Origin of the sequence: Actinomadura syzygii (assembly GCF_008085905.1) — a bacterium.
Lineage (GTDB): Bacteria > Actinomycetota > Actinomycetes > Streptosporangiales > Streptosporangiaceae > Spirillospora > Spirillospora syzygii.
In genome coordinates this window covers 175031-192610 of record NZ_VSFF01000017.1, presented here as the reverse complement: position 1 = coordinate 192610, position 17580 = coordinate 175031, and the positions used below count along the sequence as shown (strand labels likewise).

The window sequence follows — 17580 nt, the reverse complement described above, 5'->3', positions numbered from 1 at the left end:
GGTGGCCGGGGGTACCCTTCTGCCGACCGTCCCACCCCCGAGGAGCGCACGCACGTTGACCGCCGCGACCGCCGAAGCGACCACCGATGACCCGCACGGCTACTCCGCCCGGCACCTCTCGGTGCTGGAGGGGCTGGAGGCCGTGCGCAAGCGACCCGGGATGTACGTCGGGTCGACCGACAGCCGGGGCCTCGCCCACTGCCTGTGGGAGATCGTCGACAACTGCGTCGACGAGGCCCTCGCCGGATACTGCACCCACATCGGCGTGACGCTGCACGCCGACGGGTCCTTCGAGGTGTCCGACAACGGCCGCGGCATCCCGGTCGACCTGGAGCCCAAGACCGGCCTCCCGGGCGTCGAGCTGGTCATGACCCGGCTGCACGCGGGCGGCAAGTTCGGCGGGGTGTCCTACACCGCGTCCGGCGGGCTGCACGGGGTCGGCGCGTCCGTGGTGAACGCGCTGTCCGCGCGGCTGGACGTCGAGGTCGACCGCGACGGGTTCACCCACGCGATCAGCTTCCGGCGCGGCCTGCCCGGCGAGTTCGCCGACGAGGGGCGGCCGAACGCCAGGTTCAAGAAGAAGTCGGGGCTGCGGCAGACCCGCAAGGTCGCCAAGAAGGTCACCGGCACCCGCGTCCGGTTCTGGCCCGACCTGCAGATCTTCCTCAAGGACGCCACGATCGAGCAGTCGCTCGTGCTGGACCGGATGCGGCAGACCGCGTTCCTCATCCCCGGCCTCACGATCGACGTCCGCGACGAGCGCGGCGACGAGGTCCTCGACGAGACGTTCCGGTTCGACGGCGGCATCAGCGAGTTCTGCGCCTACCTCGCCAAGGACGTGCCCATCGTCGACGTCCTGCGGTTCCAGGGGCGGGGTCACTTCACCGAGACAGTCCCGGTACTCGACGACCAGGGCCACCTGACCCCCACCGACGTCGAGCGCGACCTTGAGGTCGACATCGCGATGCGCTGGGGCACCGGCTACGACACCATCACCAAGTCGTTCGTCAACGTGATCGCCACCCCCAAGGGCGGCACGCACGTGCGCGGCTTCGACCGCGCCGTGCTCAAGATCCTGAACGAGCAGTTGCGCTCCACCAGGCTGCTCAAGAACGGCGACGAGGACGTCATCAAGGAGGACGTCCTCGAAGGGCTCACCGCGGTCGTCACGGTCCGGCTGCCCGAGCCGCAGTTCGAGGGCCAGACCAAGGAGGTCCTCGGCACGTCCGCGGCGACCCGCATCGTGTCCCAGGTCGTCACCCGCGAGCTGCGCGAGATCTTCGAGAACCCGGCGCGCGGGCAGAAGCAGCAGCTCCGCGCTGTGCTGGAGAAGGTCGTCGGCGCGGCCAAGACCCGCATCGCGGCCCGCACCCAGCGCGACAACCAGCGCCGCAAGAACGCCCTGGAGAACTCCGCCCTGCCGGCCAAGCTCGTCGACTGCCGCACCGCCGACGACCGCAGCGAGATCTTCATCGTCGAGGGCGACTCGGCGCTCGGCACCGCGAAGCTCGCCCGCAACTCCGAGTTCCAGGCGCTGCTGCCGATCCGCGGCAAGATCCTCAACGTGCAGAAGGCGTCCGTCGCCGACATGCTGAAGAACGCCGAGTGCGCCGCGATCATCCAGGTGATCGGGGCCGGCTCGGGCCGCACCTTCGACCTCGACTCCGCCCGCTACGGCCGGATCATCCTGATGGCCGACGCCGACGTCGACGGCTCGCACATCCGCACCCTGCTGCTGACCCTGCTGTACCGCTACATGCGGCCCATGCTGGAGGCCGGGCGCGTGTACACCGCCGTCCCGCCGCTGCACCGCATCGAGCTGATCAAGCCCAGGAAGGGGCAGGACAAGTACGTCTACTGCTACAGCGACGGCGAGCTGACCCGCAAGCTGGTGGAGTTCGAGCGCAAGGGCCAGCGCTGGAAGGAGCCCGTCCAGCGGTACAAGGGCCTCGGCGAGATGGACGCCGACCAGCTCGCGGAGACCACCATGGACCCGCGGCACCGCATCCTGCGCCGGATCCGCATCGAGGACGCCGACGAGGCCGCCAAGATCTTCGACCTGCTGATGGGCAGCGACGTCGGGCCCCGGCGGGCGTTCATCACGGCGGGCGCGTCCGAGCTGGACGCCGAGCGCATCGACGTGTGAGCGGCGGCGACGGCCCGGCGTCCGTCCGGGCGTGTCCACCCGGCGGTGGAGAAGGCGAACTCCAGCCGAGCGCCGATCCGCACGCCGCCCGCGTTCTCTAGCGTCGGACGCATGAACGCGCTGGGCAACACGCGCCCCGCCCGCACCGTGTCGCGGTGCGTGGACGGGCGCACCGGGCAGGCAGGGCACGCAGGGCACGCAGGGCACACGGTGATCGTCCGTCTCCGCCGGGACGGCCCCGCCGGGCGGCCTCCCGTCGGGGAACGGACGGCGCACCGCCCCGCAGCGGTTAGCGTCATAGCGTGAACTGCGGCATCCCGAGGCCCAAGGAGCGGGCCATCTCGCGGGTCCTCGTGGTGATCCTGCTGACCTGGGGCGCGTTCGCGTACCTGCGCGGGCTGGCCCGCTCCGACCAGCCGCCGGCGCTGCACGGGTTCGGCCTCGGCGTCGTCGCCATCAACGTCGTCATGATCGCCCTGCTCGCCGCCGGAGCGCGCGCGGACCACCGGCGGGACGGCCGGTGGCGCACGGCGTCGATCGTCCTGCTGGTCGCGGCCCTGGCGACCTCGCTGGCGTTCTACGGGCTCGACCCCGAGTTCGGCGGCTCCTTCATCGTCCCGATGATCGCGCTCTGGGCGCTGTTCACCCGGCTTCCGCTGCCGTGGGGCATCGCGACGAGCGCCCTGACCATCGCGGGGCTCGGCATCCTCGGCGAGGTGTACCGCGACCACGGCGCCGACTTCGGGCTGCTGGTCGCGTTCCTGGGCGTGACCCTGGGCGCGGTGGCGAGCAGCCAGGGCGCCGCCGCGCGGGAGGCGACGAGGCGCGCGGAGGCCGCGAACGCCGTGCTCGCCGAGCGGTCGCACATCGCCCGGGAGATCCACGACATCCTCGCGCATTCGCTGTCGGCGCAGATCGTCCACCTGGAGGGGGCGCGGCTGCTGCTGGCCCGGGACGGCGACCGCGTCCAGGCCCTGGACCGGGTCGAGAGGGCGGGCAACCTCGCCCGCTCCGGCCTGGAGGAGACCAAGCGCGCGCTGGCCACCCTGCGCGGCGAGATACCGGAGCCCAAGGACGCGATCGCCGAACTCGCGGAGGAGTTCTACGCCAGCACGGGCCGCCCGTGCGACGTGGAGGTGACGGGCGTCCCGCGCGAGCTGCCCGCGCAGGCCGGGCTCACGGTCGTGCGGACCGCGCAGGAGGCGCTGACGAACGTCCGCAAACACGCTCCGGGCGCGCGCGCACATGTCGCCCTGCGCTACCTCGGCGACAGGGTCGAACTCGAAGTGACGGACAGCGGCGCCACGGAGTCCGTCATCGAACTGGACGGCGGCGGCTACGGCCTGGTCGGCATGCGCGAACGCGCCGAGCTGATCGACGGGACGCTGATCACGGGCCCCGACGGCAAGGGGTTCCGGGTGTCCCTCAAGGTGCCGGTGTGACGGGAGACTGGACGCGGTGAGCGAGAAGACGAGAATCCTGGTCGTCGACGACCAGACCGTGGTGCGCGAGGGCCTGGTCCTCCTGCTGGAACTGCTGCCCGGCCTCGACGTCGCCGGGTCGTGCGGGGACGGCGAGCAGGCCGTCGCGCTGGTCGCCGAACTGGAGCCCGACGTCGTCCTGATGGACCTGCGGATGCCCCGGGTGGACGGCGTGGAGGCCACCCGCCGGATCAAGCAGAACCATCCCGACGTGGAGGTCGTCGTCCTCACCACCTACGCCGACGACGAGTCGATCTTCGCCGCGCTGCGCGCCGGTGCTCGCGGCTACCTCACCAAGGACGCGGGCGCCGACGAGATCGCCCGCGCGATCGCCGCCGTGCGCGGGGGAGCGGCGCAGCTCGACCCGGCTGTGCAGCGTCGGCTGGTCGAGGCGGTCGCGACCGAGGAGCGTCCGCGCCGTCCCGCCCCGGGCGGGCTGCCGGACGGGCTCACCCGCCGCGAGGCCGAGGTGCTCGCGCTGATCGCCCGGGGACGCTCCAACGCCGAGATCGCCGGTGACCTGTTCATCTCCGAGGCGACGGTGAAGACGCACATCAACAACCTGTTCGCCAAGGCGAACCTCCGCGACCGGGCGCAGGCCGTCACCTACGCGTTCAAGCACGGCCTCGCCGGATGATCATCGGTCAGCGGGCGGCAAGAGCTCGGTCAAAGCGCGTTCCCGCCCGTCCGGACGCGCCCAGCATGGGACCGTGCTCAGAACCTGCATGATCGCGGACTACCTGCGCCCGTACGCGCAGTGGCGGATCAACCGTCCCGACTCCCACCGCGACGACCGCAACGCCCGCGCCGCCATCGGCCTGATCGACGCGGCGTCCTACGTGGCGCAGCTGGACGACGCCGAGCGCGTCATCGTCCGCCTGATCGTCGCGGGCTGTTTCCGCGACGGCCGGTTCGACCCGGGTGCGGAGGGGGAGCGGATCATCCGCTTCTGGCATTACGACGACCCGTCCGGGGGCCCGCCCGACCTGCTCGAAGCGCTGGCTGCCTGCGCCGAGCGCGGGCTGCGCTCCGGGCGGACGGAGATCGGAACGTTCCCGCGTCCGCGCAGGGGCGAGACGACCCCGGCGTAATTCAGCCGGTGTGGTTCGCCCGGTGTGGTGCAAACGGCGTAATTACACCGGGTCGTTTCCGGGTTTCCATTTGATGCCGCAGCCGAGGCTCGGCGTGTGCGGCTCGGGGACGCCCTTTCCGGCCAGCACGAGGTCGAGCGCGGCCCGCAGCGATGCCCCGTCGGCCGGGACGTCGTTGCTCGGCCGCGCGCCGTCGAACTCGCCCCGGTAGGCGAGGCGGCGCTCCCGGTCGTAGAGGAAGAAGTCTGGGGTGCAGGCGGCCTTGAACGCCTTCGCCGCGTCCTGCGACTCGTCCACCAGGTACGGGAAGTCGAACCCGGCGCGCTCGGCCTGCTCGCGCAGATGCTCGGGGCCGTCGTCGGGGTGGTTCACCACGTCGTTGCTGCACACGGCGACGGTGGCGAGGCCCTCGGCGGCGTACTCCGCGGCGAGGGCGCCGATCCCCGCCTCGACCCGCCGCACGTAGGGGCAGTGGTTGGACATGAAGATGACCAGCAGAGCGGCCGCCTGCGGAAAGTCCTCGTCCGACACGGTCCCGCCCTCAACGGACGGAAGCCTGAACGCCGGAACCGGAGACCCGAGCGGCACCATGAACGATGCGATCGCCATCCCCCCATCATCACCCACCGGCACCCCTCCGACCCGAAGATCGGATCCGCGTCTGTCATCCGAGCCGGCGGCTGCTAGGCTCCATACCAAAAGGTTTGGTATGGAGGTCTGGGTGAGTAGCGAGGATTGGCTGGACGAGGGGCTGGTGCTGCTGGCGGAGCAGGGGGCGCCGGCGGTGACCTTGGATCGGATGTGCGAGCGGATGGGGATGTCCAAGGGGGCCTTCTACCATCACTTCGGGTCGATGCCGAAGTTCCGGACGAGACTGCTCGCGCACTACGAGGAGCGGCACACCGCGGCGATCATCGAGCGGGTGGAGGGCGCCGGCGACCTCTCGGCGCGGGCGAAGCTGGGGCGGCTCGCGGGGGTGGCCGTCGACGGCGCCGGGGCCGATCTCGGGGTCGCCATGCGGGCCTGGGCGAAGCAGGACTCCGAGGCGGCGGCCATGCAGGAGCGGGTGGACGCGGCGCGGATCGCGTACCTGCGGGAACTGTGCGAGGGGCTCGGGCACGCCGCCCCGGAGCGCATGGCCACGCTCATCTATCTCGTGGTGATCGGCGGCGCGCATGTGATGCCTCCGCTGCAAGGCGAGGAAATGCGCGGCCTCTACCAGTTGCTCTTCCCGCTCCTGGACGGCAGGGAGGCCGCATCGTGAGGATCATCGACCGCGTCCCCGAACTGCGGGAGCTGCTGGCGGACGCCGACCACGTCGACGTCCGCGAAGCCGAGTCGGAGGTGAGCCTGCGGGAGTTCGTCGCCGGGGCGATGGGACGGAATCCGACCTGGATGCGCGGGCTTTTTCGCGCCAGGGGAGTGCTGGCCAGGATTCTGCGTTTGCGTGAACCTGATATTCCGATTCGGGCGGTGCAGCGTCCGGAGGAACTGTCGTTCGCGCCCGGTGGCCGCGTCTCGTTCTTCACGGTCAAAGAGGCCGCCGAGAACCGGTTCGTCGTCCTCGAAGCGAAGGACAATCACCTGTCGGGCTGGCTGGTGGTGGCCACCGAGCCCGCGGCGGACGGCCGTGCGCGGTTCGAGTTGGCGACCGTCGTCAAATACCACCGCTGGACGGGACCCGTCTATTTCGGCATCATCCGTCCGTTCCATCATTTGATCGTCGCGGGGATGGCGAGGGCGGGGGCACGCGGTTCGTCCGTCGCGAAACAGAGGGGAGTCGATCGGTGGGTTCCGCGGTCGCTGTTCACGATCGCCGCCGGTCACGTCGCGATCGGGCTGGTCAGCGACCGGACGCGGTGGGGCGGCATCGTGTCAGAGGGGTTGTGGAACACGGTCGCGAGCGATGACGACGCCCGACGGTCGAGCCTGTGGTTCATGCTCGGCGGAATCGCCCTCGGCGGGCTCGCGGTCCTCATCCGCCGGTCCGTGATCGCCACAGGAAAGATGCCGCCCGAGACCGGTTGGATTCTGTTGTCGTCCGCCATTCCGGTCTGCGTCTTGGAACCCGTCTCCGGCGCTTGGGCCCTTCTGCCCCTCGGCGGGCTCGCGCTGTGGGCGGCGCGCCGTGACCATTCCGCAGTCGAACCGTCCAGAACTTTGGAGCACGGCAAGCCCGCTCCGACCCAATGAGGAAAGTCCCGGCGCCGCAGGGCGCCGGGACTTTCGTGTTACTCCGCGGGTTCGGGCTCGTCCGGAGGCGGCGGGCCCAGAGGGCCGCTGATGGAGGTCAGCGGGCTGTCGAGCGGTTCGCCGGAGCCGTCCCGGCGGCCCATGGTGACGTTCAGCATCGCGGGCCTGCCACCGGCCGCGGCGGCACGCAGCGGCGTGGGGGCCGCCCACGCTTGGAGCAGGACGTCCTCGCCCTTGAGGAAGCGGTGCGCGCGGACGCCGCCGGTCGCGCGTCCCTTGGACGGGAAGTCGGCGAAGTCGGCGAGCTTGATCGCCCCGGTCTGGGTGCCGGGCAGCGCCGACGACGAACCGGAGATCGTGATCACGCGCGCCTCCCGGGACGGGTCGATCGCCCCGAACCACAGGACCCGCGCGCCCGCGCCCAGCTTGATGCCCGCCATCCCCCCGGCCGCCCGCCCCTGCGGACGGACGAGCGACGCCGCGAAGTGCAGCAGTTGCGCGTCAGAGGTGATGAACACGAGGTGCTGCTCCTCGGAGAGCAACTGGACGGCGCCGATCACCCGGTCGCCCTCCTTGAGCCCGATCACCTCGAACTCGTCGCGGTTGGCCGGGAAGTCCGGGACGACCCGTTTGACCACGCCCTGCGCGGTGCCGAGGGCGAGCCCGCCGCCCTCCTCGCCCGCGGCGGCGAGGCCCACGATCGTCTCGTCCGGCTCCAGGTCGACGTACTCGGTGACCGGGGCGCCGCCCGCGAGGGACGGCGGCGTCGCCGACGGCGGCAGCGTCGGCAGGTCGAGGACGTCGATGCGGATCATCCGGCCGAGCGAGGTGACGGCGCCGACCTGGCCGCGCGCCGTCGCCGGGACGACCGAGGTCAGCACGTCGTGCGCGGAGCGGGGGCCGCTGTCGGGCAGCGGGCCCGGACCGTGCGTGCGGGCCATGAGCCCGGTCGAGGAGAGCAGGACGGTGCAGGGGTCGTCGGCCACCTCCAGCGGGACGGCCTCCGCCGCCGTGTGCCCGGACGACTCGAGGAGGATCGTCCGGCGCGGGGTGGCGAACTCCTTGGCGACGTCCCCGAGCTCCTTCGACACGACGCCGCGGAGCTTGCGCTCCGACTCCAGGATCGCGGTCAGCTGCGCGATCTCCTTGGCGAGCTGCTCCTTCTCCTTCTCCAGTTCGAGCCGGTCGTAGCGGGTGAGGCGGCGCAGCGGCGTGTCGAGGATGTACTGGGCCTGGATGTCGGAGAGGTCGAAGATCTCCATCAGCCGCGCCTTGGCCTGCGCGGCGTCGTCGCTCTGCCGGATGACCTGGATGACCTCGTCGATGTTCAGCAGCGCGACGAGCAGGCCGTCCACGAGGTGGAGGCGGTCCTCGCGCTTCTTGCGCCGGAACATCGAGCGGCGCCGGACGACCTCGATGCGGTGGTCGACGTAGACCTGCAGCATCTCGCGCAGCCCGAGCGTGCGGGGCTGGCCGTCGACGAGCGCTACGTTGTTGATGCCGAACGTCTCCTCCATCGGCGTCAGCCGGTAGAGGTCGGCGAGGACGGCCTCCGGGTTGAAGCCGTTCTTGATCTCGATGACCAGGCGGAGGCCGACGGTGCGGTCGGTGAGGTCCTTCAGGTCGGCGATGCCCTGGATCTTCTTGGCGTTGACCAGTTCCTTGATCTTGCCCTTGACGCGCTCCGGGCCGACCGCGTACGGCAGCTCGCTGACGATGATGCCCTTGCGGCGGGGCGTGACGTTCTCGATGGACGTGGTGGCGCGGGTGCGGAAGGTGCCGCGTCCGGAGGCGTAGGCGTCGCGGATGCCGTCCAGCCCGACGATCTTGCCGCCGGTGGGCAGGTCGGGGCCGGGGACGAAGCGCATCAGGTCTTCGAGCGTGGCGTCCGGGTGGTCGATCAGGTGCCGGGCCGCGGCGACGACCTCGCCGAGGTTGTGCGGCGCCATGTTCGTGGCCATCCCGACCGCGATCCCGGACGCGCCGTTGACCAGCAGGTTCGGGAACGCGGCGGGGAGCACCTCGGGCTCGGTCTCCTGGCCGTCGTAGTTCGGCCGGAAGTCGACGGTGTCCTCGTCGATGGAGTCGACCATGAGCATCGCGGCGCGGGTCATCCGGGCCTCGGTGTAGCGCATGGCGGCGGGCATGTCGTCGCCGCCGAGCGAGCCGAAGTTGCCGTGCCCGTCGACGAGCGGCATCCGCATCGCCCACGGCTGCGCCATCCGGACCAGCGCGTCGTAGATGGCGCTGTCGCCGTGCGGATGCAGCTTGCCCATCACCTCGCCGACCACGCGGGCGCACTTGACGTGCCCGCGGTCGGGGCGCAGCCCCATCTCGTTCATCGAGTAGAGGATCCGCCGCTGGACGGGCTTCAGCCCGTCGCGGGCGTTGGGGAGCGCCCGCTGGTAGATCACCGAGTAGGCGTATTCGAGGTAGCTGCCGCGCATCTCCTCGGAGACGTCGACGTCGACGATGTTCTCCTCGAAGTCCGGCGGGGGAGGGGCCTGGGATCCGCGTCGTGCCATGCCCCACATTGTGGCCGGTCCCACGGACATCTTCGGCCCGCCCCACCGGTTCGGGCATCCTCCCGCGAAGATCGGTGTCGATCCGTCACCTTCGCGGAAGTGTTCAATGAGGCAGGACGGTTTCGTTCCCGCAGGCGGAGGTTCCCTTGAGCGCGCTGGCCGACTTCCAGAACTCGATCTATCTGCAGGGGCTCGGCGACGTCGTCCCGCCGCTTCCGACGGACCTGACGAAGCTGGAGGGCCTTGCCGAGCGGGCGCTGTCGGCGCGGGCGTTCGGGTACGTCGCGGGGTCGGCGGGCAGCGAGGCGACGGCGCGGGCCAACCGGGCGGCGTTCGACCGGTGGCGGATCGTGCCGAGGATGCTGAGGGACGTGTCCCACCGCGACCTGTCCGTGGAGGTGCTGGGCACTGAGATGCCGTCTCCGGTGGTGCTCGGGCCTATTGGAGTGTTGTCGATCGTCCATCCCGATGGGGAGTTGGCCGTCGCGCGGGCTGCGGCTGAGGCGGGCGTGCCGGTGGTGCTGAGCACGGCGTCGTCCTACAGCATCGAGGACGTGGCCCAGGCGAACGGCGACGGGCCGCGCTGGTTCCAGCTGTACTGGCCGAAGAACCAGGATCTGGCCGTGAGCCTTCTGGAACGGGCTAAAGCGGCTGGGTACACGGCTCTTGTCGTCACGCTCGACACGTTCACGCTTGCGTGGCGTCCGCGCGACCTCGACCAGGCGTACCTGCCGTTCCTGCGCGGCGTGGGCGTCGCGAACTATTTCAGCGACCCGGTGTTCCAGGGGATGGTCGGCGGGCCTATCACCGACGCCAACCGCGACCAGGCGATCCTGCACTGGGTCGCCACGTTCGGGAACCCGAGCCTGACTTGGGACGACCTCATCTTCCTGCGCGAGCACTGGGACGGCCCCATCGCGCTCAAAGGCGTCCAGCACCCGGACGACGCCCGCCAGGCCGTCGACGCGGGCATGGACGGCGTCATCGTCTCCAACCACGGCGGACGCCAGGTGGACGGTGCCGTCGCCTCCCTGGACGCCCTGCCCGGCGTGGTCGACGCCGTCCGCGACCAGGCGACGGTCCTCTTCGACAGTGGCGTCCGCACGGGATCGGACGTCGCGAAGGCGCTCGCGCTCGGAGCCAAGGCCGTGTTGGTCGCGCGTCCGTACGCCTATGGGCTGGCCCTCGCGGGACAGGCGGGAGTGCAGCACGTCCTACGCTGCATCCAAGCCGAACTGGAACTGACGTTGGCGCTCTCAGGAAATTCGCGTCCGGACGAGCTGGCCCCAGAGCTTCTCGTGCGCGGGTGACCCGTGCCGGGTCTCAGAAGGCGCGGCGGGCGACGACCAGGCTGCCGCGCTTCGTGACCGGCAGCGGGGTGCGCAGGCGCCGCGCCGCCTCCGCGGCCTCCGGCCGGGGGACGCGCCGGGCCACCAGGTAGTCGCGGACGGCGTCGTGGTCGGGCAGCGTGAGCAGCGGCGCGTCCCACCGCTCCACCTCGACCTCGTCGAAGACCTCGCAGACGCGGGCCGGGGCCTCCTCGGCGTCGAACCCGGACGGCTCGGGCCGCCACACCGGCGCCAGCTCCGGGCTGTCGGTCCGGCAGACGGCGGTGACGAGCAGGACGCCGCCCGGCGCGAGGACGCGGCGCGCCTCCCGCAGGGCGCGGCCGGGATCGTCCAGGTGGTGGAGCAGGTTCACGGCGACGGCGGCGCCGAACGCCCCGTCGCGGAAGGGGAGCCGCAGCGCGTCGGCCCGGACGCGCGGACGCCGGTGGGCGCGCAGCAGGTCGGCGGACGAGTCCAGCCCCACGAGCCGGAACGGCGGCGGGTCGGGGAGGGCGTCGCTGAGCGCGCCCTCCCCGCAGCCGATGTCGAGCACCCGGGACGGCCCGTCGTTCAGCAGCTTCGCGGCGATGTGGTCGTGCAGGCTCCGCGCCCCGATCAGGTACTTCCTGACGACGCTGGCGGCGAGGCGGAAGGACTCGGTGGCGGAGTCGTGCTCGGGTGCGCGGGCCATGCCCTGAGTCTGCCCGGCGCGGCCGCCGCGAAAAGCCGCGCGCGCCCGGGACGCGGCGCGTCAGGCGGTGACGCCGCCGTCGATGACCAGGTCGTGCCCGACGACGTTGCGGGACGCGTCCGAGGCGAGCCAGAGGACCGCGTCGGCGACCTCGGCGGTGTCCGACACCCGGCCGGACGGGGTGGCCGTCAGCATCCGCTCTTCCCGTTCGGCCGGAGTCTCGCCGGGCAGCAGCGACATCGGCGTGTCGGTCGGGCCGGGGCTGACCGCGTTGATCCGGACGCCGTCGGCGATGTGGTCGAGCGCGGCCGTCCGGGTGAGGACGCTGACCGCCGCCTTCGACGCGGCGTACGCGGCGAGCCCCGGACGCCGCCCGTGCGCGCCGATGTTGGACGAGACGTTCACGATCGTCCCGCCGCCGTGCCCGCGCATGTGGGCGATCTCGTGCTTCATCGACAGGAACACGCCGGTCAGGTTGACGGCGAGGACGGTGTCCCAGGCCGCCTCGTCGACGTCGGCGACGGGCCCGGCCGCGCCGAATACACCGGCGTTGTTGACCGCGACGTGCAGGCCGCCGTGCCGGGCGACGACGGTTTCGACCATGCGGGCGGCGGCGGCCGGGTCGGTCACGTCGGCGACGACGTGGTCGGCCCCGCCGATCTCCTTGACCGCGGCGGCGAGCGCGTCGGCGTCGCGTCCGGCGAGGACGACGGTGGCGCCCGCGCGGGCGAGCGCGTGCGCGATGGCGCGGCCGATGCCGCCCGCGCCGCCGGTGATCAGGGCGACGCGGCCGTCGAGGCTCGTCATTGGTCGACTCCTAAATTAGATCGATCATTCTCGAATAAGGGCAGGAGGAACCCCCGTCCGGGCGGGGGAAGGGGTCAGTCGAGGAGGGCGGCGGCCTGGCGCGTGGCGTCCCGGAGGCGGCCGTCGTCGGCGGGGACGCGCCCCAGCACGCGGACGCCCTGGAAGAAGACGACCAGGAACCGGGCCAGCGCGCGCGGATCGCGGTCGGGCGGCAGCTCGCCCTGGGCCCTGGCGCGGGTCAGCGCCGAGGTGAGGGACGCCTCAAGGAAGTTCCAGCTCGCCTCGACGAGGCGCGCGGCGTCCGGGTCGCGGGCGGCCAGCTCCACGGCCGAGTTGACCACGAAGCAGCCGTGCCTTGGCCGGTCGCGGGCCGACTCTTCGCCGTACCGCTCGATCAGCCGCCTGATCGCGGGCAGGACGGGCCCCGGCTGCGACAACGCCTCCGCGATCGCCGGGTCGGTCGTCTCCAGGTAGCGCTCCAGCGCCTTCAGATACAGCTCGTGCTTGCCGCCGAAGGTCGCGTAGACGCTGGCGCGGGCGACTCCGAGGTGCTCGACGAGGTCGGCCATGGACGTCGCCTCGTAGCCGCGCTCCCAGAACAGCTCCAGGGCGCGGTGGAGCGCCGCGTCCGGGTCGAACTCCTTCGTCCGTGCCATGGGCAGGACGATCGCATATCAAGAACGATCGGTCAAATATCAGCCGGACATGCGCGCCGGGACGGCCTGCCGCCCGAGGTCCAGCGTGTCCAGCACCGAGCCGTCGGCGGCGAGCGCCTCGACGACCGGGCCCTGCCGCGAGCCCCACACGACGGCGACGTGGCCGTGCTCGGGGACGTCCATCAGCCGCGTGCCGACCCGGATCCGGGCGACCTCGGCCGACGCGCGCAGCCGCGCCTCGTTCACCCATTTCGCGCCCCACGGCAGGAGGCGTCCGGCGTTGCGGACCGTCCGACCGGACCCGTACTTCAGCAGGTGCCGCCCCATCTCGCCGGACGAGCGGCGCGCGAGCGCGTCGTCGGGGGCCGAGCCGCCCCCGCCGCCGAGCTCCATCCACTCGCCGTCGCGGCGGTGGAACGTGAAGCCCTCGATGAACGCGCCCGGTCCGGACGCGGGGTCGCCCAGGTTGTGGAGGAGCGTGACGACGGCGACGTCGCCGTCCATGTCGAGCCCCAGCGGAAGGAAGCCCCGGCCGTCGTCGAAGGCGGCGGGCGCCGGGTCGGGCAGGCCGTCCCGGAGGAGGCGCAGGCACTCCTCGCGCACCTCGTGATGGTTCATGTCGGGGACCTCTGGATCGTGCGGGCCGGGTGGACGCCGTGGCAGGCGGGGTGGACGCCGTGGATCGACCTGGGGTGGGAAGGCGGGTGGGAAGGCGGGTCGAAAGGCGAAAGGCCCTCCCGCGGAAGGGCCCGGCGTCGCACACACTCTAGAGGTCCGGATCGTCTGGTTTCACCTGCCGGGCGCGCTCCCGTCAGCGGCCCGCCATTCGTCCTTCACCGGCCCGCCGTCCGCCGCCTCACCAGGCGTGAACGCCCGCAGCGCGAGGGCCGCGCACAAGATCGCGATCGGCAGTTCGGCTCCGACGGCGAGCGCGACCGAGAACGCGCGGTGGGCGCCCGGCGTGGCGGTCGTCACATCGAGCCAGGCGTCGGTGACCAGCAGCGTCGCGGCGACGGCGGCGACCGTCCGGTACCGCTCGTCGCGGCGGACGAGTAGCAGGCCCGTGCCGAGCAGCGCCGCCGCTTCCATCAGGTCGAGCCCGACCCAGGCCGTCGACCAGTTCGGGACGACGGCCGTCGACGGCATCGACCGCGCGAGGCCCCAGATCCAGGGGGCCATGGCCGCCGCGCCCCCGATGAAGGCCCAGCCCAGCCACCGTCCGCGCGACCGCCGCGCCCGAACGGGCACGGCCCGCTTTCGCGCGGGAAGGGCCGGACGCGCGGGCGCGGGACGCGCGGAACGCGGCGGACGTGGCGTGAGCGGCGGCGCGGTACCGGCGACCATGGCGAACCCCCTGGAGGTAGCGATCGATCCGAGACGTTGATCGATTCGAGTCCAAGCCTCGCCTTCCGGCGGGTCGCGGTCGGTAGCGCGGCTATCCGACTTGGGGTGGCACTAGGTTCACCATCCGCCCTGGAGCCTGGGCCATGGCGACCCCGCGGGCGTCGCCCCTACGGTTGCGCCATGGCATCCATCTCCGCGGCGACGCGGCGTGCGCGCGCACACGCACCGTGGTCGTCCGCGGCGTGGCGGGACACCGCGTTCGTCGCCTCCGGGGTGCCGCTCCAGTCCGCCGGATGGCTGATCGTCGGCGCCCTCTGGACGGCCTGGACGCCGGTCAAGGTCCTGCCCGTGCTCGTCCTCACCGGCGCGTCGGTGATGCTCCTGCTGCTGGCGCTCCGGCCGCTGACGTCCTGGCAGCGGGAGCGCTGCTGGGCGCTGCTCGGCCTGCGCGTCCCGCGCATGCCCGGCTTCGAGGACGGCCGCCCGTGGGACGCCCTGCGCGACCTGCGCTCGCCCGAGCTGTGGCGCGTCCTGCAGTATCACCTGGTCGTGGGGCCGTTCCTCGCGGTCGGAGGTCTCGCCGTCATCGCCGCCTGGGCGGGCGGGCTGGTCTTCGCCGTGTCGGGCCTGTACGCGTGGGCGCTGCCTCCCGGCGGCCCCGACCTGGCCGAGCATCCGCGGCGCGTCGTCCTGCTGACCGCGATCGGCGTGCTGCTCCTGGCCGCGGCGCCCTGGGTGGCGGCGGCCGTTCGCCGGGTGGACGCCCGCGCCGTCGCGTCCCTGCTCGGCCCCGACCGTGCGAAGGAGTTGCAGCGGCGCGTCGACGACCTCGCCGAGAAGCGCGCCAGCGTCGTCGACGCCGCCGACATCGAGCGCCGCCGCATCGAGCGCGACCTGCACGACGGGGCGCAGCAGCGGCTCGTTGCCCTCGCGCTGAACCTCGGCCTCGCCCGCGAGACCCTCGCCGGGGTGCCGGACGACGCCATGCGGGTGATCGTCGAGGCGCACGAGGAGGCGAAGGAGGCGCTCAGCGAGCTGCGCACGCTGATCCGCGGGCTGCATCCGGCCGTCCTTGAGGACCGGGGCCTGGACGCCGCACTGTCGGGCATCGCCGCGCGGGTGCCGCTGCCGGTCCGGCTCAGGGTCGAGGCGGAGCCGCGCGCGTCGTCCACGGTGGAGGCGGTCGCGTACTTCGTCGTGTCGGAGGCGCTCACCAACGTGGTCAAGCACGCGCGGGCGAACGAGGTGGACGTCGCCGTGCTCCGCCGCGGCGACACGCTGCGGGTGCGCGTCTCCGACGACGGCGTGGGCGGCGCCGACCCGTCCGCCGGGACGGGCCTCACCGGGCTCGCGCGGCGCGTCCGGTCCGTGGACGGTACGTTCCGTATCGCCAGCCCCGCCGGGGGCCCGACGACCGTCACCGTGGAGTTGCCGTGCGCGTTGTGATCGCCGAGGACTCGGTGCTGCTCCGGGCCGGGCTGATCAAGCTGCTGGAGACCTCGGGGTTCGAGGTCGCGGCGGCCGTCGGGGAGGCCGAGGGGCTGCTCGCGGCGGTGCGCGAGCACCGGCCGGACGCGGCGATCGTGGACGTCCGGATGCCGCCCGGCTTCACCGACGAGGGCGTCCGCGCGGCGCTCGTCATGCGGCGCGAGTCGCCCGAGGTGGCGGTGCTGCTGCTGTCCCAGTACGTCGAGGAGCGGTACGCGGCGGACCTGCTCTCCACCAGCACCAGCGGCATCGGCTACCTGCTCAAGGACCGGGTCGCCGACGTCTCCGTCTTCCTGGACGCGCTGCGCCGCGTCGCGTCCGGCGGCACCGCCCTCGACCCGGAGGTCGTCGCGCAGCTCCTGCTCCGCCGCCACCGCGACCCGCTCGACCGGCTCACCCCGCGCGAGCGCGAGGTCCTCGCGCTGATGGCCGAGGGACGCTCCAACGCCGGGATCGCCGCCGCGCTGGTGGTCAGCGAGAGCGCGGTCGCCAAGCACATCAACAACATCTTCGCCAAGCTCGACCTGCCGCACGCCGAAGGGGACCATCGGCGGGTGCTCGCCGTCCTGCGCTTCCTGGACGGCGAATCATGACCGGCACGCCCACGCCCCTCTCGGAGCCGGACCGCGAGGCGGGACGGGACCCGGAGGCGGAGCGGGACCGAGAGGCGGGGCGAGCGCGGGACGGGGAGGGGGAGCTGAGGCCCCGGCGGCGCGGCGTATGGATCTTCCTCGCCGTCGTGACGGCGCTGGTCGTGATCGCCCCGGCGGGCCTGTACGCGTTCGGACGGGCCGTCCGGCAGACGGCGGAGAGCGTCACGCCCTACCACGTCGCGATCAAGGAGCTGCGGCTCGACATGGACGACGCCGAGGTCTCCGTCGGGCCGGGGGCCGAGGGCGAGGCCCGCGTCTACCAGCGCCTCACCTGGGGCCTCCACAAGCCGGCCGTCACCGAGTCGCTGGTGGAGGACGTGCTGTTCATCACCTTCCGCTGCTCACGGGTCGGCCCGGTCATCGGGCGCGAGTGCGGGGCGGACGTCGACGTCCGGGTCCCGCCCGGGGTGCGGGTGTCGGCCGTGACGGGCTCCGGACGCGTCGTGGTGCGCGGACTGGCCGGGGACCTCGACCTGCGCACCGGCTCGGGCGAGCTCCAGGTCGCGGACGTGCGCGGACGGCTCCGCCTCCAGGCCCGCTCCGGGGAGATCAGCGCGACCGGGCTCGCCTCGCCCAAGGTGGTGGCGGAGGCGTCGTCCGGGTCGCTCGACCTGCGCTTCGCCGAGCCGCCCGACCTGGTGACGGCCATCGTCCACTCGGGGTCGGCGAAGGTGCTCGTCCCGCCGGGGTCGCAGTACCAGGTCCTCGGCTGGACGGGCTCCGGCTCCGCCCACCTCAACCCCGCCGTGGTGGACGACGCCTCACCGCGCCGGATCTCCGTCCAGAACAACTCGGGCTCGAGCTACATCGACTACCGCGACGACTAACGACACCTTCTCCAGGACGTGCCTGTGGGAAGGCAACGCTGTGGGGAGGCAACGTTGTGGTGGAGGCAACACCGCCAAGGTTTGCGTCATTGGTGTCGAGGCGGTTTACTGCTGACGTGACCTTCGTGCGCCCGTTCCCTGAGCACCGCCCGCCGACCATGTCGGCCGCGCGGTCCGCTCGCCGTGCGCGCTGTCGTCGAATGTGTGACCGCTGAGGGCCCCTGCCGCCTGAGCCTCGCGCCCCGAAGCGAGCGAGTCCCCGACACACGAGCCGTCATGAACATCCAACGTCACCTCCTGGCCCACGCCCCCTACCCGCCGGGCCGCTCCTGACCAACTCCCACCCGGCC

Annotated in this window: 17 protein-coding genes; 10 read left to right on the top strand and 7 right to left on the bottom strand. The window is 72.4% G+C overall.

The window, feature by feature from the left end; all coding sequences use genetic code 11:
* Positions 1–55: 55 nt before the first annotated feature.
* The 4 genes from FXF65_RS39185 (at position 56) to FXF65_RS39170 (ending at position 4718) form a co-directional block, all read left to right on the top strand.
* On the top strand, positions 56–2146 hold the full coding sequence (locus tag FXF65_RS39185) for a DNA gyrase/topoisomerase IV subunit B (RefSeq protein WP_148355486.1): 2091 nt from the start codon (positions 56–58) through the stop codon (positions 2144–2146).
* Positions 2147–2448: 302 nt separating this feature from the next.
* The gene (locus tag FXF65_RS39180) at positions 2449–3588 is read left to right on the top strand and encodes a sensor histidine kinase (RefSeq protein WP_148355484.1); all 1140 of its coding nucleotides are present in this window, start codon (positions 2449–2451) and stop codon (positions 3586–3588) included.
* 16 nt (positions 3589–3604) lie between these two features.
* Positions 3605–4264 carry a response regulator gene (locus FXF65_RS39175; protein WP_148355482.1) on the top strand — a complete coding sequence of 220 codons (660 nt, stop codon included), beginning with the start codon at positions 3605–3607 and terminating at the stop codon, positions 4262–4264.
* Positions 4265–4337: 73 nt separating this feature from the next.
* Positions 4338–4718 (top strand): hypothetical protein, encoded by a 381-nt coding sequence (locus tag FXF65_RS39170; RefSeq protein WP_148355481.1) that lies wholly within the window; start codon positions 4338–4340, stop codon positions 4716–4718.
* A 42-nt stretch (positions 4719–4760) separates the two neighbouring features.
* Here FXF65_RS39170 and FXF65_RS39165 read toward each other — a convergent pair whose 3' ends face one another.
* Entirely contained in the window at positions 4761–5327 is a 567-nt protein-coding gene (locus FXF65_RS39165) for a thioredoxin family protein (RefSeq protein ID WP_148355479.1), read from the bottom strand.
* 112 nt (positions 5328–5439) lie between these two features.
* Between FXF65_RS39165 and FXF65_RS39160 the strand changes: the two genes are divergently transcribed.
* Entirely contained in the window at positions 5440–5982 is a 543-nt protein-coding gene (locus tag FXF65_RS39160; RefSeq protein WP_222868981.1) for a TetR/AcrR family transcriptional regulator, read from the top strand.
* Positions 5979–6911 (top strand): DUF6463 family protein, encoded by a 933-nt coding sequence (locus tag FXF65_RS39155; protein ID WP_187412769.1) that lies wholly within the window; start codon positions 5979–5981, stop codon positions 6909–6911. The genes FXF65_RS39160 and FXF65_RS39155 overlap by 4 nt, the downstream gene beginning before the upstream one ends.
* A 38-nt stretch (positions 6912–6949) precedes the next feature.
* Here the strand turns inward: FXF65_RS39155 and FXF65_RS39150 are convergent, their stop codons facing one another.
* Entirely contained in the window at positions 6950–9436 is a 2487-nt protein-coding gene (locus FXF65_RS39150) for a DNA gyrase/topoisomerase IV subunit A (RefSeq protein WP_187412768.1), read from the bottom strand.
* Between the two features lie 146 nt (positions 9437–9582).
* Between FXF65_RS39150 and FXF65_RS39145 the strand changes: the two genes are divergently transcribed.
* Entirely contained in the window at positions 9583–10746 is a 1164-nt protein-coding gene (locus FXF65_RS39145) for a lactate 2-monooxygenase (RefSeq protein ID WP_148355473.1), read from the top strand.
* Between the two features lie 13 nt (positions 10747–10759).
* On the opposite strand, the gene FXF65_RS39140 is transcribed toward FXF65_RS39145, so the two are convergent.
* The 5 genes from FXF65_RS39140 to FXF65_RS39120 all read right to left on the bottom strand — a co-directional run bounded on the left by FXF65_RS39140 (position 10760) and on the right by FXF65_RS39120 (position 14262).
* On the bottom strand, positions 10760–11455 hold the full coding sequence (locus FXF65_RS39140) for a class I SAM-dependent methyltransferase (protein WP_148355471.1): 696 nt from the start codon (positions 11453–11455) through the stop codon (positions 10760–10762).
* Between the two features lie 60 nt (positions 11456–11515).
* Positions 11516–12262 carry an SDR family NAD(P)-dependent oxidoreductase gene (locus FXF65_RS39135; protein ID WP_148355469.1) on the bottom strand — a complete coding sequence of 249 codons (747 nt, stop codon included), beginning with the start codon at positions 12260–12262 and terminating at the stop codon, positions 11516–11518.
* A gap of 74 nt (positions 12263–12336) precedes the next feature.
* Positions 12337–12918 carry a TetR/AcrR family transcriptional regulator gene (locus tag FXF65_RS39130; RefSeq protein WP_148355467.1) on the bottom strand — a complete coding sequence of 194 codons (582 nt, stop codon included), beginning with the start codon at positions 12916–12918 and terminating at the stop codon, positions 12337–12339.
* Positions 12919–12957: 39 nt separating this feature from the next.
* Complete coding sequence (locus FXF65_RS39125) at positions 12958–13536, bottom strand: hypothetical protein (protein WP_148355465.1); 579 nt, start codon at positions 13534–13536, stop codon at positions 12958–12960.
* A 171-nt stretch (positions 13537–13707) separates the two neighbouring features.
* Complete coding sequence (locus FXF65_RS39120; RefSeq protein ID WP_148355463.1) at positions 13708–14262, bottom strand: hypothetical protein; 555 nt, start codon at positions 14260–14262, stop codon at positions 13708–13710.
* Between the two features lie 180 nt (positions 14263–14442).
* Here FXF65_RS39120 and FXF65_RS39115 point away from each other — a divergent pair, with 180 nt between their 5' ends.
* The 3 genes from FXF65_RS39115 to FXF65_RS39105 are packed head-to-tail and all read left to right on the top strand — an operon-like array spanning position 14443 to position 17230.
* A complete protein-coding gene (locus FXF65_RS39115) occupies positions 14443–15708 on the top strand; it encodes a sensor histidine kinase (RefSeq protein ID WP_148355461.1) in 1266 nt (421 codons plus the stop codon).
* Positions 15696–16343, top strand: coding sequence for a LuxR C-terminal-related transcriptional regulator (locus tag FXF65_RS39110; protein ID WP_148355459.1), 648 nt, complete (start codon positions 15696–15698; stop codon positions 16341–16343). The genes FXF65_RS39115 and FXF65_RS39110 overlap by 13 nt, the downstream gene beginning before the upstream one ends.
* The gene (locus tag FXF65_RS39105) at positions 16340–17230 is read left to right on the top strand and encodes a DUF4097 domain-containing protein (RefSeq protein ID WP_148355457.1); all 891 of its coding nucleotides are present in this window, start codon (positions 16340–16342) and stop codon (positions 17228–17230) included. Before FXF65_RS39110 ends, FXF65_RS39105 begins: the two co-directional genes overlap by 4 nt.
* The last annotated feature ends 350 nt before the right edge of the window (positions 17231–17580 follow it).

Coding starts and splice junctions, on each gene's coding strand:
- FXF65_RS39125 (WP_148355465.1), bottom strand. CDS start 13,536: ATGAACCATCACGAGGTGCGCGAGGAGTGCCTGCGCCTCCTCCGGGAC.
- FXF65_RS39135 (WP_148355469.1), bottom strand. CDS start 12,262: ATGACGAGCCTCGACGGCCGCGTCGCCCTGATCACCGGCGGCGCGGGC.
- FXF65_RS39130 (WP_148355467.1), bottom strand. CDS start 12,918: ATGGCACGGACGAAGGAGTTCGACCCGGACGCGGCGCTCCACCGCGCC.
- FXF65_RS39105 (WP_148355457.1), top strand. CDS start 16,340: ATGACCGGCACGCCCACGCCCCTCTCGGAGCCGGACCGCGAGGCGGGA.
- FXF65_RS39115 (WP_148355461.1), top strand. CDS start 14,443: ATGGCATCCATCTCCGCGGCGACGCGGCGTGCGCGCGCACACGCACCG.
- FXF65_RS39120 (WP_148355463.1), bottom strand. CDS start 14,262: ATGGTCGCCGGTACCGCGCCGCCGCTCACGCCACGTCCGCCGCGTTCC.
- FXF65_RS39150 (WP_187412768.1), bottom strand. CDS start 9,436: ATGGCACGACGCGGATCCCAGGCCCCTCCCCCGCCGGACTTCGAGGAG.
- FXF65_RS39165 (WP_148355479.1), bottom strand. CDS start 5,327: ATGGCGATCGCATCGTTCATGGTGCCGCTCGGGTCTCCGGTTCCGGCG.
- FXF65_RS39140 (WP_148355471.1), bottom strand. CDS start 11,455: ATGGCCCGCGCACCCGAGCACGACTCCGCCACCGAGTCCTTCCGCCTC.